Source organism: Methylibium petroleiphilum PM1, from assembly GCF_000015725.1.
Lineage (GTDB): Bacteria > Pseudomonadota > Gammaproteobacteria > Burkholderiales > Burkholderiaceae_C > Methylibium > Methylibium petroleiphilum.
Window position 1 is genome coordinate 230508 of the sequence record NC_008826.1, and the last position, 15638, is coordinate 246145.

A 15638-nucleotide genomic window follows, 5' to 3' on the forward strand; every position below is an offset into this window, starting at 1 on the left:
CTGAAGGGAAGCGGCATGGCTGAAACCGTCATCGAATGGGTCCGCAACCCGCAGGGCGAGCTGGGCTTCACGTTCAACGCCTGGATCGGGTGCGAGCACGTCTCGCCCGCGTGTGACCACTGCTACGCCGAGGTGGACACGCCGGCGCGCGTGCTGCGCGCCAAGGGCATGGAGACCTGGGGGCCGCACGCCGAGCGGTACCGCACCTCGGATGCCAACTGGCGCCAGCCGTTGCGATGGAACAAGAAGGCGGCGGCCAAGGGCACGCGTCTGCGCGTCTTCAGCGCTTCGCAGTCGGACTGGCTGGACAACAAGGTGCCGATCGAGTGGCTGGTCGACCTGCTGGACCTGATCCGGTGCACACCGAACCTGGATTGGCTGCTGCTGACCAAGCGCATCGGCAACTGGCGCAAGCGGCTCGAAGAGGCGGCGACCTACCGCCTGGCGGTGATCCTGGCGGACACGTCCGACCCGCGACGCGACGCGCTCTACCAGTGGATCAAGGCCTGGCTCGACGGCCACCCGCCTGCGCACGTCTGGCTCGGCGCTACCGTCGTCAACCAGGAGGAGGTCGACCGCGACGTCATCAAGCTGCTGCGGACGCCGGCAGCCGTGCGTTTTCTCAGCATGGAGCCGCTGCTGGGCCCGGTGAACATCACGCGCATCGACCTGGACGGGCACTCCGAGATCTACCCGCTGCGCGGCACCACTGGCTGCGAGGACGATGACGGCGAGCCTGTTGCCGACCTTCCGGCGATCGACTGGGTGATCGTCGGCGGAGAGAGCGGCCACAAGGCGCGCCCGATGCTTCCTGAGTGGGCGTTCAACGTGCGCGATCAGTGCGAGGCGGCCGGCGTCAGCTTCTTCTTCAAGCAGTGGGGCGAGTGGCACACCAGCGCCGTCCGGCTCACCGACGGCCGGGCCGTCTTCCGCCAATTCACGGACTTCCAGCACTGGGTCAACAAAGCCAGCACCTGGGTCAACGGCGGCATCTGCCTGGACCGCAACGGGGTCGAGCTCAAGATCGGGCGAGACTTCATGCGTGCGCGCGACGAGGATGCGTTCCCCGTGACGATCATGCACCGGGTGGGCAAGGCGAGCGCCGGCCGGCTGCTCGACGGCAGGCTCCACGACGCCTCACCAGCGAGCGTATTGCACTAGCCTTGTATTATCAGCACGTGTTAGGTATCATCTGCAAACAATGCGGATCGAACCTAACGAAGAGCGCGCCAACGATGCGCGCAAGAGCCTGGGCCAGTATTTCACTCCCCGATGGGTCGCCGAGGCGATCGTCGAGCGGCACTTCGCCGACCTGGCGCCCGGCGCCACGGTGATCGAGCCTTCGTGCGGGGATGGGGTCTTCCTGCACGCGCTGCCGGCGCACGTCAACGCGATCGGTGTCGAGATCGACCCGCACTGGGCCGAGCAGGCGCGCCGCGCCACCGGCCGCACCGTGCTGCTGGGCGACTTCCTCAACGTCCCGCTGCCCGCGCAGGTCGACGCCATCGTCGGTAACCCGCCGTTCCACGCCGACACCGTCGCGCGGTTCCTCGACCGTGCTCACCCCTTGCTCGGTGAGGGGGGCAAGTGCGGCCTGATCCTGCCGGCCTACGTGCTTCAGACCTCCAGCAAGGTGCTGTCGATGTCGGAGAAGTGGTCCATCGAACAGGAGCTGATGCCGCGCAACATCTTCCCGCGCCTGAGCGTGCCGATCGTCTTCTCCGTCTTCACCAAGGAGGCGCATCGCCGCCTGTTCGGCTTCTTCCTGTACCGCGAGGCGGCCGAGGTGAGCGCGCTGAGCAAGCCCGCGCGCCAGGTGCTCGAGCGCTCCGGCAAGGCCGGCTCCGTCTGGCGCCAGGCGGTGCATGCCGCCTTCGACCACGTCAGCGACGACGTCGCGCCGCTCGATGCGCTCTACCGCGCGCTGGAGGGGCGCCGGCCGACCGACAACCCGCACTACCGCGCGAAGGTGCGGCAGACGCTGCAGGCATACCCCGAGTTCGTCAGCGTCGACCGCGGGGTCTGGCGCCGGCAGCAGGCCGAGGCGGTCGCAGCATGAACGCATCCATCCATTCCCTCCCGCTGCGCAGCTCGGCGCCCGACGTGCGCAACCCGCTGCTGAAGCTGGCCAGCGCGCCGGCCTTCGCATCGCTTCCCGAGGCCGACCGCCGGCAGCTGCGCGTGCTGCTCGACGGCGTGCGCCGCGGCGCGAAGGCGGTGGCTGACGGCCTCTGGCGTCGCGGCCGTGTCCGCAAGGCGGCCTACTGGCGTGCTTGCGCCGTCTACGCCGGCCACGCCGCGCGCCTGGCGCATCCGAAGCCGTCGCCAGCCGCCGCTTGCGCGCTCCCGCTGGCGCTCTCGGGCCCGAACCCGTTGCTGGCGCTGCCGGCGGCGCACCTGGCGCGCGACATCTCCCCCGCGGCCGCCGCGGCGCTGGCGCACCTGATGCTGGATCTCCGGCAGGACGCCAAGCGCAGCTCGGTCAAGTCGTGGCAGACCGCGAAGTCGCCGATGGCCAGCTACTGGGCGGACGTGGCGACCTACGCCGGCCACTGCGCCCGCTTCGTGCGCGCGGGCCGTCCGACCGCTGCCGAGCGGCCTGCGCGACTCGCCGCCTGATCGCGGCCGCCACCTCTTTCCATTCAACTCCTTCACCCGCATCACCATGGGCGCCAACCACGCTGAATTCAAACCCTGGGCCAACGACCTCAAGTACGGCTTCATCATCCTGCTGGTCGGCGTTGCTGCGCTGTGGCTGGCTTGGCGCAACGCGGCGCTGCCTCTGGGTGTGGCTGCCGTCGCCGTGACCTGGTTCGGCCAGGCCAAGCTGCGCCGCGGGTACTACCGCCGGCGCGGCAAGCGCATCGAAGTCGCCGCCCTGCGCGCAAAGGATCTCCCGAGCGACTGGCACTTCCAGGCCGGCCGGCGCGTGCAGACCGGCGGGGACATCGACTTCTACGTCGAGTCACCGGACAAGGAGAAGAAGTTCGCGATCGAGCACAAGACGTTCGAGAGCATCGTCGTGCGGCACACGTGGCTGGGCCTGGGCGAGACCAAGTTCGAGATGGCCAATGGCAAGCCGCTGCGCGGCGATCCCGTCGGCCAGACGCTGCGCAATGCGAGGGCGGTCGGCGCCACGCCCGTGCTGTGGCTGTCGCGTGGCAACGCCAAGACCATCAAGCTGGGCAACGGCCTGATCATCGTGCAGGGCGGCCGCGGCAAGCTGCTGCGCGCGATCGGTGCGCGCTGGTTCTTGTTCTTCTGAGCCAGTAGGTGCCACCGCGTAGCGCGTGCTATCCGCGCCGCGTTGCATCGATGCAAAGCACGTGCCGTATCGATAAGTGTTAGGTACAATGGTGCGCATGAACCTGACATACCAACTACTCGGCGGCGGCGCGCATGGCTGACGTTCATGTGACCGGCGCGGAGTACAAGCGCTTCTACAGCGATCCGATCATCTGGGGCGCCGACGACGGCACGACCTACATCGAGGAGGACGAGGTCTATGTCGACAGCCTTCCGGTCGACCCGGCCACCTTCAATGCGCGCGAAATCGCCGACTCCGCCATCGTCAAGGTGACCGGCGGCTATCTGGTCAACCCGCCCCCCGGCGTGCCCGAGGACTACGTCAAGGCGATCAAATTCTGGTTGCGCAAGCAGTCGACGCGCCAGGTGCTGTTCGAGATCTCCGCCGAGAAGCTGCCCGAGTTGATCGCAGCAGCCAAAGCTCTCGGTGCCAAGGAGGTCGACGCCTGATGGACTGGTTCGAAGTCGACAAGAAGGGTCTCGCGAAGCTGCTCGAGCGCAAGGGCAAGGCCTGGGTGCTGTACGAGTTGCTGCAGAACGCATGGGACGAGAACACGACGCGCGTCCATGTGACGCTGGAGCGAATCCCGGGCGCGCGCACGGCGCGACTGGTGGTGCGTGACGACAACCCGACGGGCTTCTCCGACCTGTCGCATGCGTGGCGCCTCTATGCCGAATCTGGCAAGAAGGCGGACGCGGCCAAGCGCGGCCGGTACAACCTCGGCGAGAAGCTCGTTCTTTCCTTGTGCGACGAGGCCGAGATCTCCACCACGACCGGCACCGTGCGTTTTGATGCAACCGGCCGGCACGTGTCGCGCGTGCGCATCGACCGAGGTTCGGTCTTCACCGGCCTGCTGCGCATCACCAACACCGAGATCGTGGACTGCGCGCGCGCTGTGCGCGAGCTGATCCCGCCGCCTGGCATCGAGACCTTCTACAACGGCGACGAACTGCCGCGCCGGGCGCCGATCGCCTCCTTCGAGGCGACGTTGGCCACCGTGTTGGCCGACGAAGAGGGCTACCTGCGCCGCACCGAGCGCAAGACGGTGATCGAGGTGTACGAGCCGTTCGAGGGGGAGGTTCCTTCCTTGTACGAGCTCGGTGTCCCGGTTGTCGAGACCGGCGATCGTTGGCACCTAAACGTCCAACAGAAGGTCCCGCTCAACCCGGACCGCGACAACGTGCCGCCGGGCTACCTGGCGCGCCTGCGCGCGCTGGTGGTGGCGCACATGGCCGACAAGCTCCAGGCCGACGACGCGAACTCCAGCTGGGTGCGCGATGCGATTCAGAAGCACGGCGACCTGGTGCCCGACGCGGCGATCAGCCGCATGGCCGACCTGCGCTTCGGCGAGAAGCGGGTGGCCTTCGACCCGTCCGACCCGGAGGCTAACAACCGCGCCGTGGAGCAGGGCTACACGCTGGTCTATGGCTCGCAGCTGTCCAAGGCCGAATGGGAGGCGATGCGTCGCTCCGGCGCCGTCCGTCCGGCCGGCCAGGTCACCCCAACGAGCAAGCCGTTCAGCGAGGACGGCGACCCGCTGCGCACGGTCTCCGAGGCGGACTGGACGGACGACATCCGCGCCGTCGTCGAGTACGCGCGCCGCGTGCTCCCTCTCCTGGTCGGTGGACCGGTTCACGTCACGATCGCTTCGGACGTCACCTGGCCGTTCGCAGGGGCCTACGGCTCGCGCCGCCTGACGCTGAACCTCGGGCGTCTCGGTCACAAGTGGTTCTCCGGGCCTCTGGAGGCGATCAATGACCTCTTGCTGCACGAGGCTGCGCACGAGTTCGCGAGCAACCATCTGTCTGCCGAGTACCACGACGCCCTGTCGCGACTCGGCGCCAAGCTGACCAGCATCGCGCTGCGGCAGCCGGAGCTGTTCGAACTGCGCCGTACCGTCGAGGCATGATCTCGGCCTTTCTCCACCTGAACAAGTCATGACCCTTCTGATCAAGATCAAGCGCACTCGCCCCGACGCGCGCGTCCCCGAATACGCCACCTCCGGTGCGGCCTGCTTCGACCTGCACGCCTGCATCGACGACGGCCCGCCGAGCATCGTTCCCGGCGCCTCCGTGGCCTTCGACACCGGCCTAGCCTTCGAGATCCCAGAGGGCTACGTGCTCCAAGTCTTCTCGCGCAGCGGCCACGGCTTCAAACACGGAGTGCGCCTCGCGAACACCACGGGGATCATCGACAGCGACTACCGCGACTCGGTGAAGGTCAAGCTGCACAACGACGGCAAGGAGCCGTTCGAGGTGAAGGCCGGTGACCGCATCGCTCAGGCGATGGTGATCCCGGTGCCGCGCTGCAGTTTCGAAGAGGTCGACCAGCTGACCGACACGGCCCGCGGCCTGGGCGGCTTCGGCTCGACCGGAGCCTGAGCGTGATTCAGCCCGGCGACGTCCGCGTCGTCAGCAAGCGCAAGGGCGGCACGGCGCCCGAGCCCGGCGAAGTCGTGATCGACATCGACCGGACGAACCCGGTGCTGGGGAACCGCCACGTGCTCCGCGATCACCGCGACGCGGCCGGCCGCCAGGCGGTGATCGAGGCCTTCGAGCGCGATCTCGAAGCGGACCTGGCCGCTGGCGGCCCGATGCATGCCGAGATCGTGCGCCTGGCCACGCGTGTGCTCGCCGGCGAGCGGCTGGCGCTGCGCTGTTGGTGCGCGCCGGATCGCTGCCACGGCGACCCGATCCGCGACGCCATCCGGTCCGAGGCAGGTCTGGCGCCTGCCTGCGACCTGTCGCCAGCGAGGCAGGCTGCGCTCTTCTGAGTCGGCAGACTCAATCCTCCGCTTTGCCGTTACGCATCTCCAGGGATCACGACCCCGCGAGCCCTGCTCGCACCAACCTGGAGCAAACCATGCAACCCCAACTGAAACTGACCCTGACCCTGACGACGGCCGGCGGCCGCATCGGCGTGTCCGACCTGCTCATCCCCAAGTCCGAGATGACCTGGAGCCGTGAGTGGACGGACATCGACGGCGACGACCAGACGGTCAACGCCCGCTTCGAGCTCGTCAAGGGCGAAGAGGTGGCGAACGAGTTCGAAGTCGACGGCGACGCCTGGCGGCAGCTGGAGAGCGAAGGCGACATGGCCGAGTTCGTCAGCGACTGCGTCAGCGGTTCGACGATCGAATCCGCGCTGCGCGCCCAACTCGACGTCTTCGAGAACCACTACGAGCACGAAGAGTGCGGTGCCACCTGGACCGACACCCACAGCTGCGGCTGCGACGACGAGTGCCCGAAGTGCGGCGCATCGATCTCGCCCCACGACTCGGTGATGCAGTCCGGCCTGAGCGACGACTACCCCGCCAAGTACCTGGCCAACGCGCTGGCCGACGCCTGACGGTCTCGCCCGGCACAAGCCTCAACCCCTCAAGCCCCTCCCGGTCATTCCGGGCGGGGCTTTTCTCTTGCGCCACCCCCTTCAACTTGAACGCGCGTACCGGTACAATGAGCGTATGCACACGTGTTATGTATCTAGATGAGCGGCAGCAGTCTTGTCCCTGTCCGCCAAGGGTCTGCCGCCGGGCCTGACGTTGTAGTCGATGACGTCGGCGGCGACCTTCTGCGCTCTGAGCAGGTGCTCGAGCCGGGATACTACTGGCGCGCCAAGGCGACCCTCGGCGAGCACCCTGAGATCGAGGAAGGCGACGCGTTGCTCCTGGTCGACTTGATCGACTTCGAGGAGAAGCTGCACTCCGTCCAGCTGCTGTGTCATCCGCGCCATGGCGAAGGCAAGTACACCTTCCTGATCGACGACTTCATCGCCTCGTTCGAGCCGTGCCAGGACGCCGACGCGATCCGCGCGGCCGAGCAGCAGGCGATCCTGGACCGCGTGACCGAGCTTCAGCAGGAGCTGGTGAGCGCCCAGGCCAACCCGCAGCTGATGCTCGAGGCGATCAAGCCTCAGGTGGACCAGGCAGAGAAGAAGCACCAATACGAGGCCGGCCAGCGCCAGCAGCGCGCAGAGAACGACCGCCGCGAGCGCGACCGCAACCTGTCCAAGATCCACCGGCGCGCCGCGCGCCGCTCGGCCGCCAAGGGCAACCCGCTGGCGCTGCCTAAGGTCGCGGTGGGCACGAACGTCTCGCAGTTGCTGACGGCCGGCATCGACGAGGGTGGGGTGGTTCAACTGCGCGAGATCGCGGACAGGCAGCTCGTGCTGGCCCAGGCCCAGGCGAACTGGCTGACCAAGAAGACCGAGGAAATCACCGGCACGCTCAAGGAGCTGGCGCCGTACGCGGCCGAGAAGGCGGCGGTGGCGCTCGCTCGCAGTTCCGACGCGCTCAAGCGCGCCGAGCGCATCCGCCAGGGGATCGAGTCGCTCGACCTGTACACCGGCAAGGGCGTCGACGTCTTCGAGGTGCGCGACGGCCCGGAGGCGCCGACCCACGTGCCGCTGATGATCGTCCAGGGCAAAAGGTACATGGAGGAGGAGCTCGCCGCCCAGGCCGACGTGGGCATGTCCTTCGACTGGCGCGACCAGCCCCAGTTCTTCGCCGAACTCGCGCGCAACGACGCGCTGCTCAACCAGGTGTTTCCGAGCGAGCGCTGCGTGATCTCGATGGCCGTGACGCGCCACGAGCGCCGCTACGGCAAGGACATGTGGGCCAACCTGATCAACAACCTGCAGAACCAGCTGGTGTTCCTGCTGGTGCGCAACGGCGGCAAGGTGCACGTCGTCTACTCGGCTACGCCCTCGCACGAGGCCGCCAGCCGGCTGTTCCCCACGGCCGACGAGCTCGGCAACGTCTTCCGCGGCGTCGACGGCTCGACCATCACGCTGCGCGACGTGGAGTTCGGCGAGCGCAAGAAGGACTTCGACGACCTGGCGCTGCACTACCGCCGCTTCCTCATCCTCTTGTGCGGTCTGGACCACAGGCTGCGACTGCTGGGCGAGTTCTATCCGCCGGAGCAGCAGATCAACTTCATGACCGCGGACTTCCAGGCCCGGTACATGCGCTTCTACGCCGACCAGGAGGCCGGTTCGCAGATTGGTGACGACCTGCCGTGGGTGTCGGCATGGATCAAGGCGAAGAACACGCTGGTGCAGTCGGGCTCGCGCGTCTTCGTGATGAACTCCGACGGCGCGATCAACAACAGCCCCGAGGTCAAGCGCCGTCACGGCCTGCGCTTCCGCGAGCGACAGTTCGAGACCGCGCAGATCGCCCAGCAGGAGGGTGCGCGCTTCTACGTGACGCTGGCCACGAAGGACACGTGGGGGCACGACCGCTCCGAGCCGAACGTGAAGTGCTACCTCGAAGGCGAGTCCTCCGGCGGCGACGAATCCTGGTGGCTCTGCCTGGACGGGGTCTCGGTCGACGAGATCCGCCGATACCTGGGCAGCCGGCGCAACTGGGGGATGGGCGTGGGCTACCTGCGCCTCTTCCGTCGCCTGGAGGCATTCCTGGCCGCCGAAGCCGAAGCCGAGGCGCCGGCGCGCGCCTACCTGCTCCAGCAGGCCACGACGCACGGTGGCCTGCCTGAGCACGTCGCCCGGCCCGCGCTGGACGTGGCGGTGCGCAACTGGCGCGCGGCCCGCCGCGGCGCGGCGCTGCCCGGCCTGGACCGGCTGGCCGAACTGAACGAGGTGCTGAGCCTGGTCGCACCCGAGGGCTACGTGCCCGCCGGCATCGAAAGCCTGCTGCAACGCTACCTGGATGCCTGCGCCGCGGCCGACCCCGGGCGGCAGCCGCTGCTGCTGACACGATCCGGCTCCAACCGGTACGTCCTCTACACGACCGCGTCCGACCGCGATCGCGAGCCCTATCCCTCGGTCCTGTCCTGGGGCTGGGTCCGGCGCGTGGTGCTGGAGCCGACCAAGACGGCGCGGCACCTGCGCGAGGTCTCCGAGTCGCTGACGTGGCTGCATGAGGCGCTGCCGGCGTCCGAGGCGGAGCTGCGTCGCTACTCCGGCGCGGACGACTGGTTCCACAAGGACGCCGAGCCCATTCGTCTGCGCACCTACGCGACCATCAAGCGCAACCTGGCGGACGCAGTGGTGTGGGAGCCGGTGTTGCGCGCCGGCCCCGGCGCTGGCATCCCCGCGGAGATCTTCACGACGCTGGCAGCGACGTGCGCCCAGCGCCAGCGCGCGAACCACACACGCAGCGTGCTGCACCTGTCGCTCGGCATCCCGGTGGGTGTCTATGGCGGCGGCCGCAAGCTGTCCGTGGTCTACATGACGGCCCGCGCCGAGCACGTGCTGTACACCTACGGTGACGACGCACAGCGCGCCGCCATCCGCGCCCAGTTCACATCCCGATTCCACAACGCGCGCCGCGGCAGCGAGATCCTTGCGGCGCCGCTCGAGTGGGCGCTGCGCGTCTCAGAGGAATGCCTCGACGGCGAGGCCCTGCAGGTGCACAAGGGCGAGATCCCGGGCGTGTCCAGCTATCAGGTGGACTGGATGCGGCTGGGCATCAGCCAGAACCACAAGCGCCATCGCGGCACGGTCGACCGCCCGGGCGTCAAGGGTGATGGCAAGCCGTCGCTCGACACGCATGCCCACGCGACCCTTTCGCTCAACCGCGCCTTCGACGAGCTCGCCGGCGTCGGCCCGCTGCTGCGGCGGCGGTTCTACCGGCAGCAACTCGACCGCGTCCAATGGGACTGCCGCTGGGAGGCTCCGGAGAAGGCCAAAGCCAAGCGCAAGCAGATCCTGTCCCAACGCTACACGCCTCGTACCGCCCAGCTGTCCCCGCTGGTCTGGCTGGAAAGCCGCAATCGCTCTATCGCCCAGTCGGTGTTCGTGGCACCGCTGCGCAAGAAGGAATCCTGATGTTCGCCCGCCTCTTCGGCCACGACGCCGACCAAGTCCTCATCACGCTCGACCAGAACGACGAGGGCAGGCCGACCCTGTTCTTCCACGCCCAGCCGCGTGGCCTGGGCATCTGCCGGTTGGGCCTGTCCTTCACCGATTGCGACGTGGGCTGGGGCCTCGCGCGCAAGGGCCTGGCCGAGATGACCGAGGAGCGGGCGCGCGCGGCTGTGCGCGGCATCTACGAGTCCCCGCTGGTGCTCGCAGTTCAGGAGCCCTGATCGTGGTCGCGGCCCCCATCTCGTTCTACAGGGCGTCCGAGCGGCCGTTCGGCGCCTTCAGCAACCTCTTCCGCCGCGAGATCCTGATCGCCGGGCGCACGTTCGCGACCACCGAGCACGCCTACCAGGCGCTGAAGCCGCGCGACGCGCGTGTGCGCGACTGGCTTCTGGCCGCGCCGGCGCCATCGCTGCTGGCGATCGCGGCACACACGCTCCCTTCCGAGTCGGCAGACCCGACCGAGATCATGGCTCGCACTGCCGACGCGCTGCTGGGCTTCCACACGCGGCCTGGCTGGTCTCGGTTGCGCTTCCCGTGGATGCTCCGGTGCCTCGACGCGAAGTTCGACCAGCACCCCGATCTCGCCGAGCTGCTGCTGTCGACCGGCGACAGCGCCATCATCGAAGCCGGCCGCATCGACGATGACGCCGGCCGGCGCTGGGGCATCGTCAACGGCCGCGGCTCGAACTACCTCGGTCGCATGCTCCAGCGCGTGCGCCACCGTTTGGGCGGGCCCTGCGTCGAAGATCCCGACCTCGACGAGCGCCTGGCCGCCGGCGCAGTCCCGCTCGCTGCCGCGCTCGAGGAGCTGGGTTGGACCTGAGCATCCTGGCCCACGCCCGGCACGCGCTGCACCTGCTTGTCTCGGCGGCGCACCACCTCGCCGGTGACCTCGGCCGCGGCGACGCCTTGGTGCTGGCCGCTGTCTTCGTGCTGTCCCAGCTGGCGGCCCGGCTGGGTTTCGCCGCCTACTGCCTCTTCGCGCTGCCCGGCACGCTCGCGCACGAGCTCGCGCACTACCTGGTCGCGCTGTTGCTCCGCGCGCGCCCGTCGCTGCCGTCCATCATCCCCGAGAAGACCGAGTCCGGTTGGCGCCTTGGGTCCGTGACGTTCTACGCTGGCCTGTTTCGCTCCGTGCCGATCGCGTTGGCTCCGATGGCGCTGGCGCCACTGAGCCTCTGGTGGGCATCCTCGACGCTGCCTGGCCAGCCATTCGGCCTGCCCTACGCTGCCTATGCCTGGGCCGCGGTCACAGCCTTCCAGGCCAGCCTGCCATCGAGCGCGGACTGGTGGATCGCAGCACCGGCCCTGTTCCTGATCGGCGCTGTGGCGGCGCTCGCGATCCTGGGTTGACGATGCCGAACGTGACCGACCGTATGTCCGCCGCCGACTACCTGGCCATGATCCAGGCGCGCGCCGGCGGCGCGGCCCCCACCAAGCGGAAGAACAAGTTCGGCAACCGCCGAGGGCTTGAGTTCGACGGCGAGAAGTACGACTCGTCGAAGGAGCTGAAGCACCACCAGATGCTGAAGCTCGCGCGCACGGCAGCTGACCCGCGCGACCGCGTCGTGCGCATCGAGCGCCAGGTGCCGTATGTTCTGCTGGACAAGCAAGAGGGTGAGCGGGCTGTGCGCTACTACGCCGACTTCGTCGTGGAGTACGCCGACGGCCGCACCGAGGTGCACGACACGAAGTCCCCGCCGACGCGCGCGGACAAGACCTACGTGATCAAGCGCAAGCTGATGCTCAGCCGGCACGGCATCCGCATCCAGGAGTTCTGACAGCGCGCGCTCAGCGCGTGCGTTGGTTCCAGGTCTTGATCAGCTGTCGCAACTGCTTGCGGCCATCGCTGTTGGTGCCACGGTAAGCCTCGAGAGCCGAGGCCAGGAACTGCTGCTCCGCCTGTGACAGACCCTGCGGCGCGCGCTCTTCGTCCATCCATCCAGCCGGCAGCGCGCAGCGGTGCTCGAACTGGCGCGCGAGCTTGTCGCCGATCGGACGGCTGCCCGACTTGGCCATGCTCCAGGTGGCGCCACTGATGCCCAGCTTCTCCGCGAACGCGATCTCCAGTCCCTTCGGCTGCTCGCCCGCAGCGATGCGCTCTTCCGCGAACTGCTGGAACAGCGACAGCGCGTTCTGGCGCCTGATGGTGTGAGGGTCTGAAGACACGGAGGCCGGCGTGTTGTGAAAATACTTCACAGAGATTTTATGCGAAGAATCTTCACAAGAGGGGTTGACGCCGACGTTAAGAGTCTTCACAATCCGTCCTATGCGTTGCATGAGGCGTCCCGCTTCGTGCTCCAAGCAGAGAACTGAACCCAAGCAATCTAGGAAACACCGTGAACCGCACACTGCCCTTGACCACGAACAGGCTGCCCCAGTCGGGCGCGGTCGCGTTCGCCTGTGTCAGTGGCATGCACAACGGTCTTCCGTTTGCAAAGCGCCTGCCTTCGCCCTCCGTCCGCTACCAGTGGATTCGTGGGAACGAGGGCCAGGTGCATCCGGGAGAGGGAGCGGCGTAGTCGCACACCTCCAAGCTCGCAAGAGGCCCGGATTCCGAAAGGATCCGGGCCTTTTTGTTTTCAACCCTTCAACCCGCAGCGCGGCCTGGCAGCCGAACTGCAGCGATCGTTGGATCGCGCCTCCCGGCAACGGCCGACGAGGATGCTCTTTAACAACTCAGCGCGAGGCGACCCCGAAACTGGTTGGGATCATCGCTTCGCACTATGCGGACGTGGCGCAGTTGGTAGCGCGCGAACTTGCCAAGTTCGAGGCCACGGGTTCGAGACCCGTCGTCCGCTCCATCTCGGGTGTGCCCGTGCACAAGCACTGGGCCGGCTCGGTGTGCATGTGTGCAGGTGCGGCCGCGCCTGTGTGCAGCGAATGGCCTGGCTTGCCGGGCGACCTCGCGTGCGGACACAGCCGAGATGGAAAGCTCATCGCCCTTGTAGCTCAGCCGGAAGAAGCACCGACCTAGTAAGTCGGGGGTCGCGCGTTCGAATCGTCGCCGAGGGCACCAGTCAGATGCGGGGTGGGAAAGTTGGCAATCCGCTGGCCTCATAAGCCAGAGATCGAGCGTTCGAGTCGCTCCCTCGCAACCAGGTAGTAGAAGCTGCACAGCGGCGCCGCGAACTTCATGGGCGTCCAGCAGCGGAAATCGCCCGCACCACCGAGCGGGTCCGGAGCTCGTCACCGGAAGCCACATGCCCCGTTAACTCAGAGGCCAGAGTGCCGTCCTGTCCAGACGGAAGCCGCGGATTCGAATTCCGCACGGGGCGCCAGGTCAGTCCTGCAGCGTGACCAGAACTCGCATGACGGCGCAGCCGGTTCAGTGCGGTACTCTGCCGGGCGACACATCAATGCCGCGGTAGCTCAGTCGGTAGAGCGTTCGCCTGAAGAGCGAAGCGTCGAAGGTTCGATCCCTTCCTGCGGCACCACACATCGCGAGCGCAGCGCTCGCACTTTCGTTGCCGGAACAGAAGGCCCGCCTCCTGCCCGGTGTGTTGTTCAACATCCCCCGCGTGGCGGAATTCAGGTAGACGCGCTCGGCTCAGAACCGAGTGCCCATCGGGCGTGTCCGTTCGACTCGGACCGTGGGGACCAGTTCATGGATGGTTGGCCGAGTGGTCTAAGGCACCTGTCTCGAAAACAGGAGAGGGCGAGAGTCCTCCGCGGGTTCGAATCCTTCGCACCATCCTCCAGTTCGCTACCTCGTTAGCTCAGCGCGGAAGAGCACCCGGCTACGAACCGGGAGGCCACACGTTCGACCCGTGTACGAGGTGCCACGTCATCAACATCACCAAGGAGCATCGAGATGAAGAAGAGCATCGTGCAGCGCATCGCGACGCTCAAGCCGCGCAACGTGTTCGCGCCGCTGGCCGGCCGCCGCGCCGCCGGCGCGCACGCATCGCGCAAGCGCCATGCCGATGTGCAGCGCAAGGACCTTGTCCAGCGTCTGCGCGAGGCGGGCATGTAGATCAACGGATGGTTGGCAGAGTGGCTGATCGCGCCTGGCTGTAACCCAGGTTCCCCAAAGGACGCGGAGGTTCGAATCCTTCACCATCCACCAGACTCGCGCGGGCAACCGCGTGTCGGCACCCGGCCCTGTGGTGTTGACCCAAGAAGCAGGGAAGGGCAGTAGTGCCCTCGGCGCAGTCGCCACGATAGGCGGCGCCAACCGAGATCAGCCACTGACCCACGCGACGACGTGCGCAAGATGACCGCGCATGCCGGCCGGACGCAACCCGGTGCGACGCCCAAAGAGGCGGACCCTCGAAGCCTGTGCAGAGCGGTCTCACGACCGAGTCATCAGGCACATGCGGGCGGTCAAGTGGTGAACGTCTGGCCTTCCAAGCCGGAACAGACCGGGTCGGATCCGGTCGCCCGCTCCAGTCTTCAGCGCATCGAGCGTGCTCTGAAGACTGGGGGTGTAGTTCAGTTGGCAGAACACCCGCTTTGCAAGCGGGATGTCGCAGGTTCGATGCCTGTCACCTCCACCAGTCTCATACCGGGTTAGCTCAATTGGCAGAGCGGCGGCCTCCAAAGCCGAAGGTTTGCGGTTCGACTCCGTAACTCGGTGCCAAGCACCATCATCACCATCTCGACGTAGCCAAGTTGGCCGAAGGCACCTGGTTGCAACCCAGGCGGCGAAAGCCCGCATCCGTTCGAATCGGATCGTCGAGTCCACCACACAAGAAGGAGTGCGCCATGCACGTGTTTTCGAGCCCGGGCGCGCGTGCCGCGTTCAGGTTCGCGGACATCGCGCACGCCGGACAACTTCGCCGCTATGTGATGCGGCCCTACATCGAGCACCCCGTCGCGGTGGCTCGCCTGGTCGAACGCTTCGATCATGACGAGGCCATGGTGATGGCGGCGCTCTTGCACGACACGAAAGAGGACTGCGGCGTCAGCGTCGCGCTCCTCGAGCACGAGTTCGGTGGCGAAGTCGCTGGCCTGGTCGACGACCTGTCCGACGTCAGCACGCCGGCCGACGGCAACCGCGCGTCTCGCAAGGCAGTCGATCGTGCGCACACGGCGCGCGCGCGGCCGAAGGCCAAGACGATCAAGGCGCTCGACCTGGTGCACAACACGCCGTCGATCGTCGCGAACGACACGGCCTTCTCTCTGGTGTACCTGCCGGAGAAGGCGCTGCTGCTCGACGTCCTTGGCGACGCGAGCGACTGCCGTGCCGTTCACCTTGCCCGTCGAGTCCATGCGCGTGCATGCGCGCGCCTCGGCATCTCGCCTCGTTAGCTCAGCGGACAGAGCGGCCCGTTCCTAGCGGGTAGGTCGGCTGTTCGATCCAGCCACGAGGCACCACAACACCACGCGTCCGTAGCTCAGGTGGACAGAGCGCGGCTTTCCGAAGGCCGAGGCCGGCGATTCGACTTCGTCCGGACGCACCACAACCCATTCCCCGGTAGCGCAGCTGGTAGCGCGCCTGGCTGTTAACCAGGAGGTCCTTGGTTCGAGACCAAGTCGGGGAGCCACCACACGCATGAAAGGA

General features: G+C 67.4%; 17 protein-coding genes and 16 tRNA genes. 32 read left to right on the plus strand and 1 reads right to left on the minus strand.

Annotated elements, in window-relative coordinates; all coding sequences use genetic code 11:
• Positions 1-15 precede the first annotated feature (15 nt).
• The 14 genes from MPE_RS20710 to MPE_RS20780 all read left to right on the plus strand — a co-directional run bounded on the left by MPE_RS20710 (position 16) and on the right by MPE_RS20780 (position 11913).
• Positions 16-1161, plus strand: a complete 1146-nt coding sequence (locus MPE_RS20710) for a phage Gp37/Gp68 family protein (RefSeq protein ID WP_011831641.1) — start codon at positions 16-18, stop codon at positions 1159-1161.
• A 40-nt stretch (positions 1162-1201) separates the two neighbouring features.
• Positions 1202-2059 (plus strand): N-6 DNA methylase, encoded by an 858-nt coding sequence (locus MPE_RS20715; protein ID WP_011831642.1) that lies wholly within the window; start codon positions 1202-1204, stop codon positions 2057-2059.
• Positions 2056-2619 carry a hypothetical protein gene (locus MPE_RS24465; protein ID WP_011831643.1) on the plus strand — a complete coding sequence of 188 codons (564 nt, stop codon included), beginning with the start codon at positions 2056-2058 and terminating at the stop codon, positions 2617-2619. The genes MPE_RS20715 and MPE_RS24465 overlap by 4 nt, the downstream gene beginning before the upstream one ends.
• A gap of 46 nt (positions 2620-2665) precedes the next feature.
• Positions 2666-3265, plus strand: a complete 600-nt coding sequence (locus MPE_RS20730; protein ID WP_011831644.1) for a hypothetical protein — start codon at positions 2666-2668, stop codon at positions 3263-3265.
• 134 nt (positions 3266-3399) lie between these two features.
• A complete protein-coding gene (locus MPE_RS20735; protein WP_011831645.1) occupies positions 3400-3756 on the plus strand; it encodes a hypothetical protein in 357 nt (118 codons plus the stop codon).
• The gene (locus MPE_RS20740; RefSeq protein WP_011831646.1) at positions 3756-5216 is read left to right on the plus strand and encodes an ATP-binding protein; all 1461 of its coding nucleotides are present in this window, start codon (positions 3756-3758) and stop codon (positions 5214-5216) included. Before MPE_RS20735 ends, MPE_RS20740 begins: the two co-directional genes overlap by 1 nt.
• 28 nt (positions 5217-5244) lie before the next feature.
• Positions 5245-5688 (plus strand): dUTP diphosphatase, encoded by a 444-nt coding sequence (gene dut / locus MPE_RS20745; protein ID WP_011831647.1) that lies wholly within the window; start codon positions 5245-5247, stop codon positions 5686-5688.
• Between the two features lie 2 nt (positions 5689-5690).
• Positions 5691-6080 carry a DUF4326 domain-containing protein gene (locus tag MPE_RS20750; RefSeq protein ID WP_011831648.1) on the plus strand — a complete coding sequence of 130 codons (390 nt, stop codon included), beginning with the start codon at positions 5691-5693 and terminating at the stop codon, positions 6078-6080.
• Positions 6081-6169: 89 nt separating this feature from the next.
• A complete protein-coding gene (locus MPE_RS20755) occupies positions 6170-6655 on the plus strand; it encodes a hypothetical protein (protein WP_011831649.1) in 486 nt (161 codons plus the stop codon).
• 237 nt (positions 6656-6892) lie between these two features.
• A complete protein-coding gene (locus MPE_RS24740; protein WP_041930386.1) occupies positions 6893-10093 on the plus strand; it encodes a hypothetical protein in 3201 nt (1066 codons plus the stop codon).
• Positions 10093-10353 (plus strand): hypothetical protein, encoded by a 261-nt coding sequence (locus MPE_RS24745; protein ID WP_041930387.1) that lies wholly within the window; start codon positions 10093-10095, stop codon positions 10351-10353. Before MPE_RS24740 ends, MPE_RS24745 begins: the two co-directional genes overlap by 1 nt.
• Before the next feature lie 2 nt (positions 10354-10355).
• On the plus strand, positions 10356-10955 hold the full coding sequence (locus tag MPE_RS24750; protein WP_011831651.1) for an NADAR family protein: 600 nt from the start codon (positions 10356-10358) through the stop codon (positions 10953-10955).
• Positions 10946-11485, plus strand: a complete 540-nt coding sequence (locus MPE_RS20775) for a hypothetical protein (protein ID WP_011831652.1) — start codon at positions 10946-10948, stop codon at positions 11483-11485. Before MPE_RS24750 ends, MPE_RS20775 begins: the two co-directional genes overlap by 10 nt.
• Positions 11486-11487: 2 nt before the next feature.
• The gene (locus tag MPE_RS20780; RefSeq protein WP_011831653.1) at positions 11488-11913 is read left to right on the plus strand and encodes a DUF1064 domain-containing protein; all 426 of its coding nucleotides are present in this window, start codon (positions 11488-11490) and stop codon (positions 11911-11913) included.
• Positions 11914-11923: 10 nt separating this feature from the next.
• Here the strand turns inward: MPE_RS20780 and MPE_RS20785 are convergent, their stop codons facing one another.
• The gene (locus tag MPE_RS20785; RefSeq protein WP_041930505.1) at positions 11924-12301 is read right to left on the minus strand and encodes a hypothetical protein; all 378 of its coding nucleotides are present in this window, start codon (positions 12299-12301) and stop codon (positions 11924-11926) included.
• Positions 12302-12860: 559 nt separating this feature from the next.
• Between MPE_RS20785 and MPE_RS20790 the strand changes: the two genes are divergently transcribed.
• From MPE_RS20790 to MPE_RS20865, 18 genes are all read left to right on the plus strand, one after another.
• Positions 12861-12936 (plus strand) — tRNA-Gly (locus MPE_RS20790).
• 137 nt (positions 12937-13073) lie between these two features.
• A tRNA-Thr gene (locus tag MPE_RS20795) sits at positions 13074-13151 on the plus strand.
• Positions 13152-13157: 6 nt separating this feature from the next.
• Positions 13158-13233, plus strand: a tRNA-Met gene (locus tag MPE_RS20800).
• 104 nt (positions 13234-13337) lie between these two features.
• Positions 13338-13413 (plus strand) — tRNA-Asp (locus MPE_RS20805).
• 80 nt (positions 13414-13493) lie between these two features.
• Positions 13494-13569, plus strand: a tRNA-Phe gene (locus MPE_RS20810).
• A gap of 78 nt (positions 13570-13647) precedes the next feature.
• Positions 13648-13735, plus strand: a tRNA-Leu gene (locus tag MPE_RS20815).
• Between the two features lie 6 nt (positions 13736-13741).
• Positions 13742-13833, plus strand: a tRNA-Ser gene (locus tag MPE_RS20820).
• Between the two features lie 7 nt (positions 13834-13840).
• Positions 13841-13917, plus strand: a tRNA-Arg gene (locus MPE_RS20825).
• Between the two features lie 29 nt (positions 13918-13946).
• On the plus strand, positions 13947-14108 hold the full coding sequence (locus MPE_RS24370) for a hypothetical protein (RefSeq protein ID WP_011831655.1): 162 nt from the start codon (positions 13947-13949) through the stop codon (positions 14106-14108).
• A 6-nt stretch (positions 14109-14114) separates the two neighbouring features.
• Positions 14115-14201, plus strand: a tRNA-Tyr gene (locus MPE_RS20830).
• A 249-nt stretch (positions 14202-14450) separates the two neighbouring features.
• Positions 14451-14523: transfer RNA gene (locus MPE_RS24150), tRNA-Gly, on the plus strand.
• A gap of 32 nt (positions 14524-14555) precedes the next feature.
• Positions 14556-14631 (plus strand) — tRNA-Ala (locus MPE_RS20835).
• 7 nt (positions 14632-14638) lie between these two features.
• Positions 14639-14714, plus strand: a tRNA-Trp gene (locus MPE_RS20840).
• 17 nt (positions 14715-14731) lie between these two features.
• Positions 14732-14818 (plus strand) — tRNA-Cys (locus MPE_RS20845).
• 21 nt (positions 14819-14839) lie between these two features.
• A complete protein-coding gene (locus MPE_RS23570) occupies positions 14840-15385 on the plus strand; it encodes an HD domain-containing protein (protein ID WP_011831656.1) in 546 nt (181 codons plus the stop codon).
• Positions 15376-15451 (plus strand) — tRNA-Arg (locus MPE_RS20855). Before MPE_RS23570 ends, MPE_RS20855 begins: the two co-directional genes overlap by 10 nt.
• Positions 15452-15460: 9 nt before the next feature.
• Positions 15461-15537 (plus strand) — tRNA-Arg (locus tag MPE_RS20860).
• An 8-nt stretch (positions 15538-15545) separates the two neighbouring features.
• Positions 15546-15621 (plus strand) — tRNA-Asn (locus MPE_RS20865).
• The last annotated feature ends 17 nt before the right edge of the window (positions 15622-15638 follow it).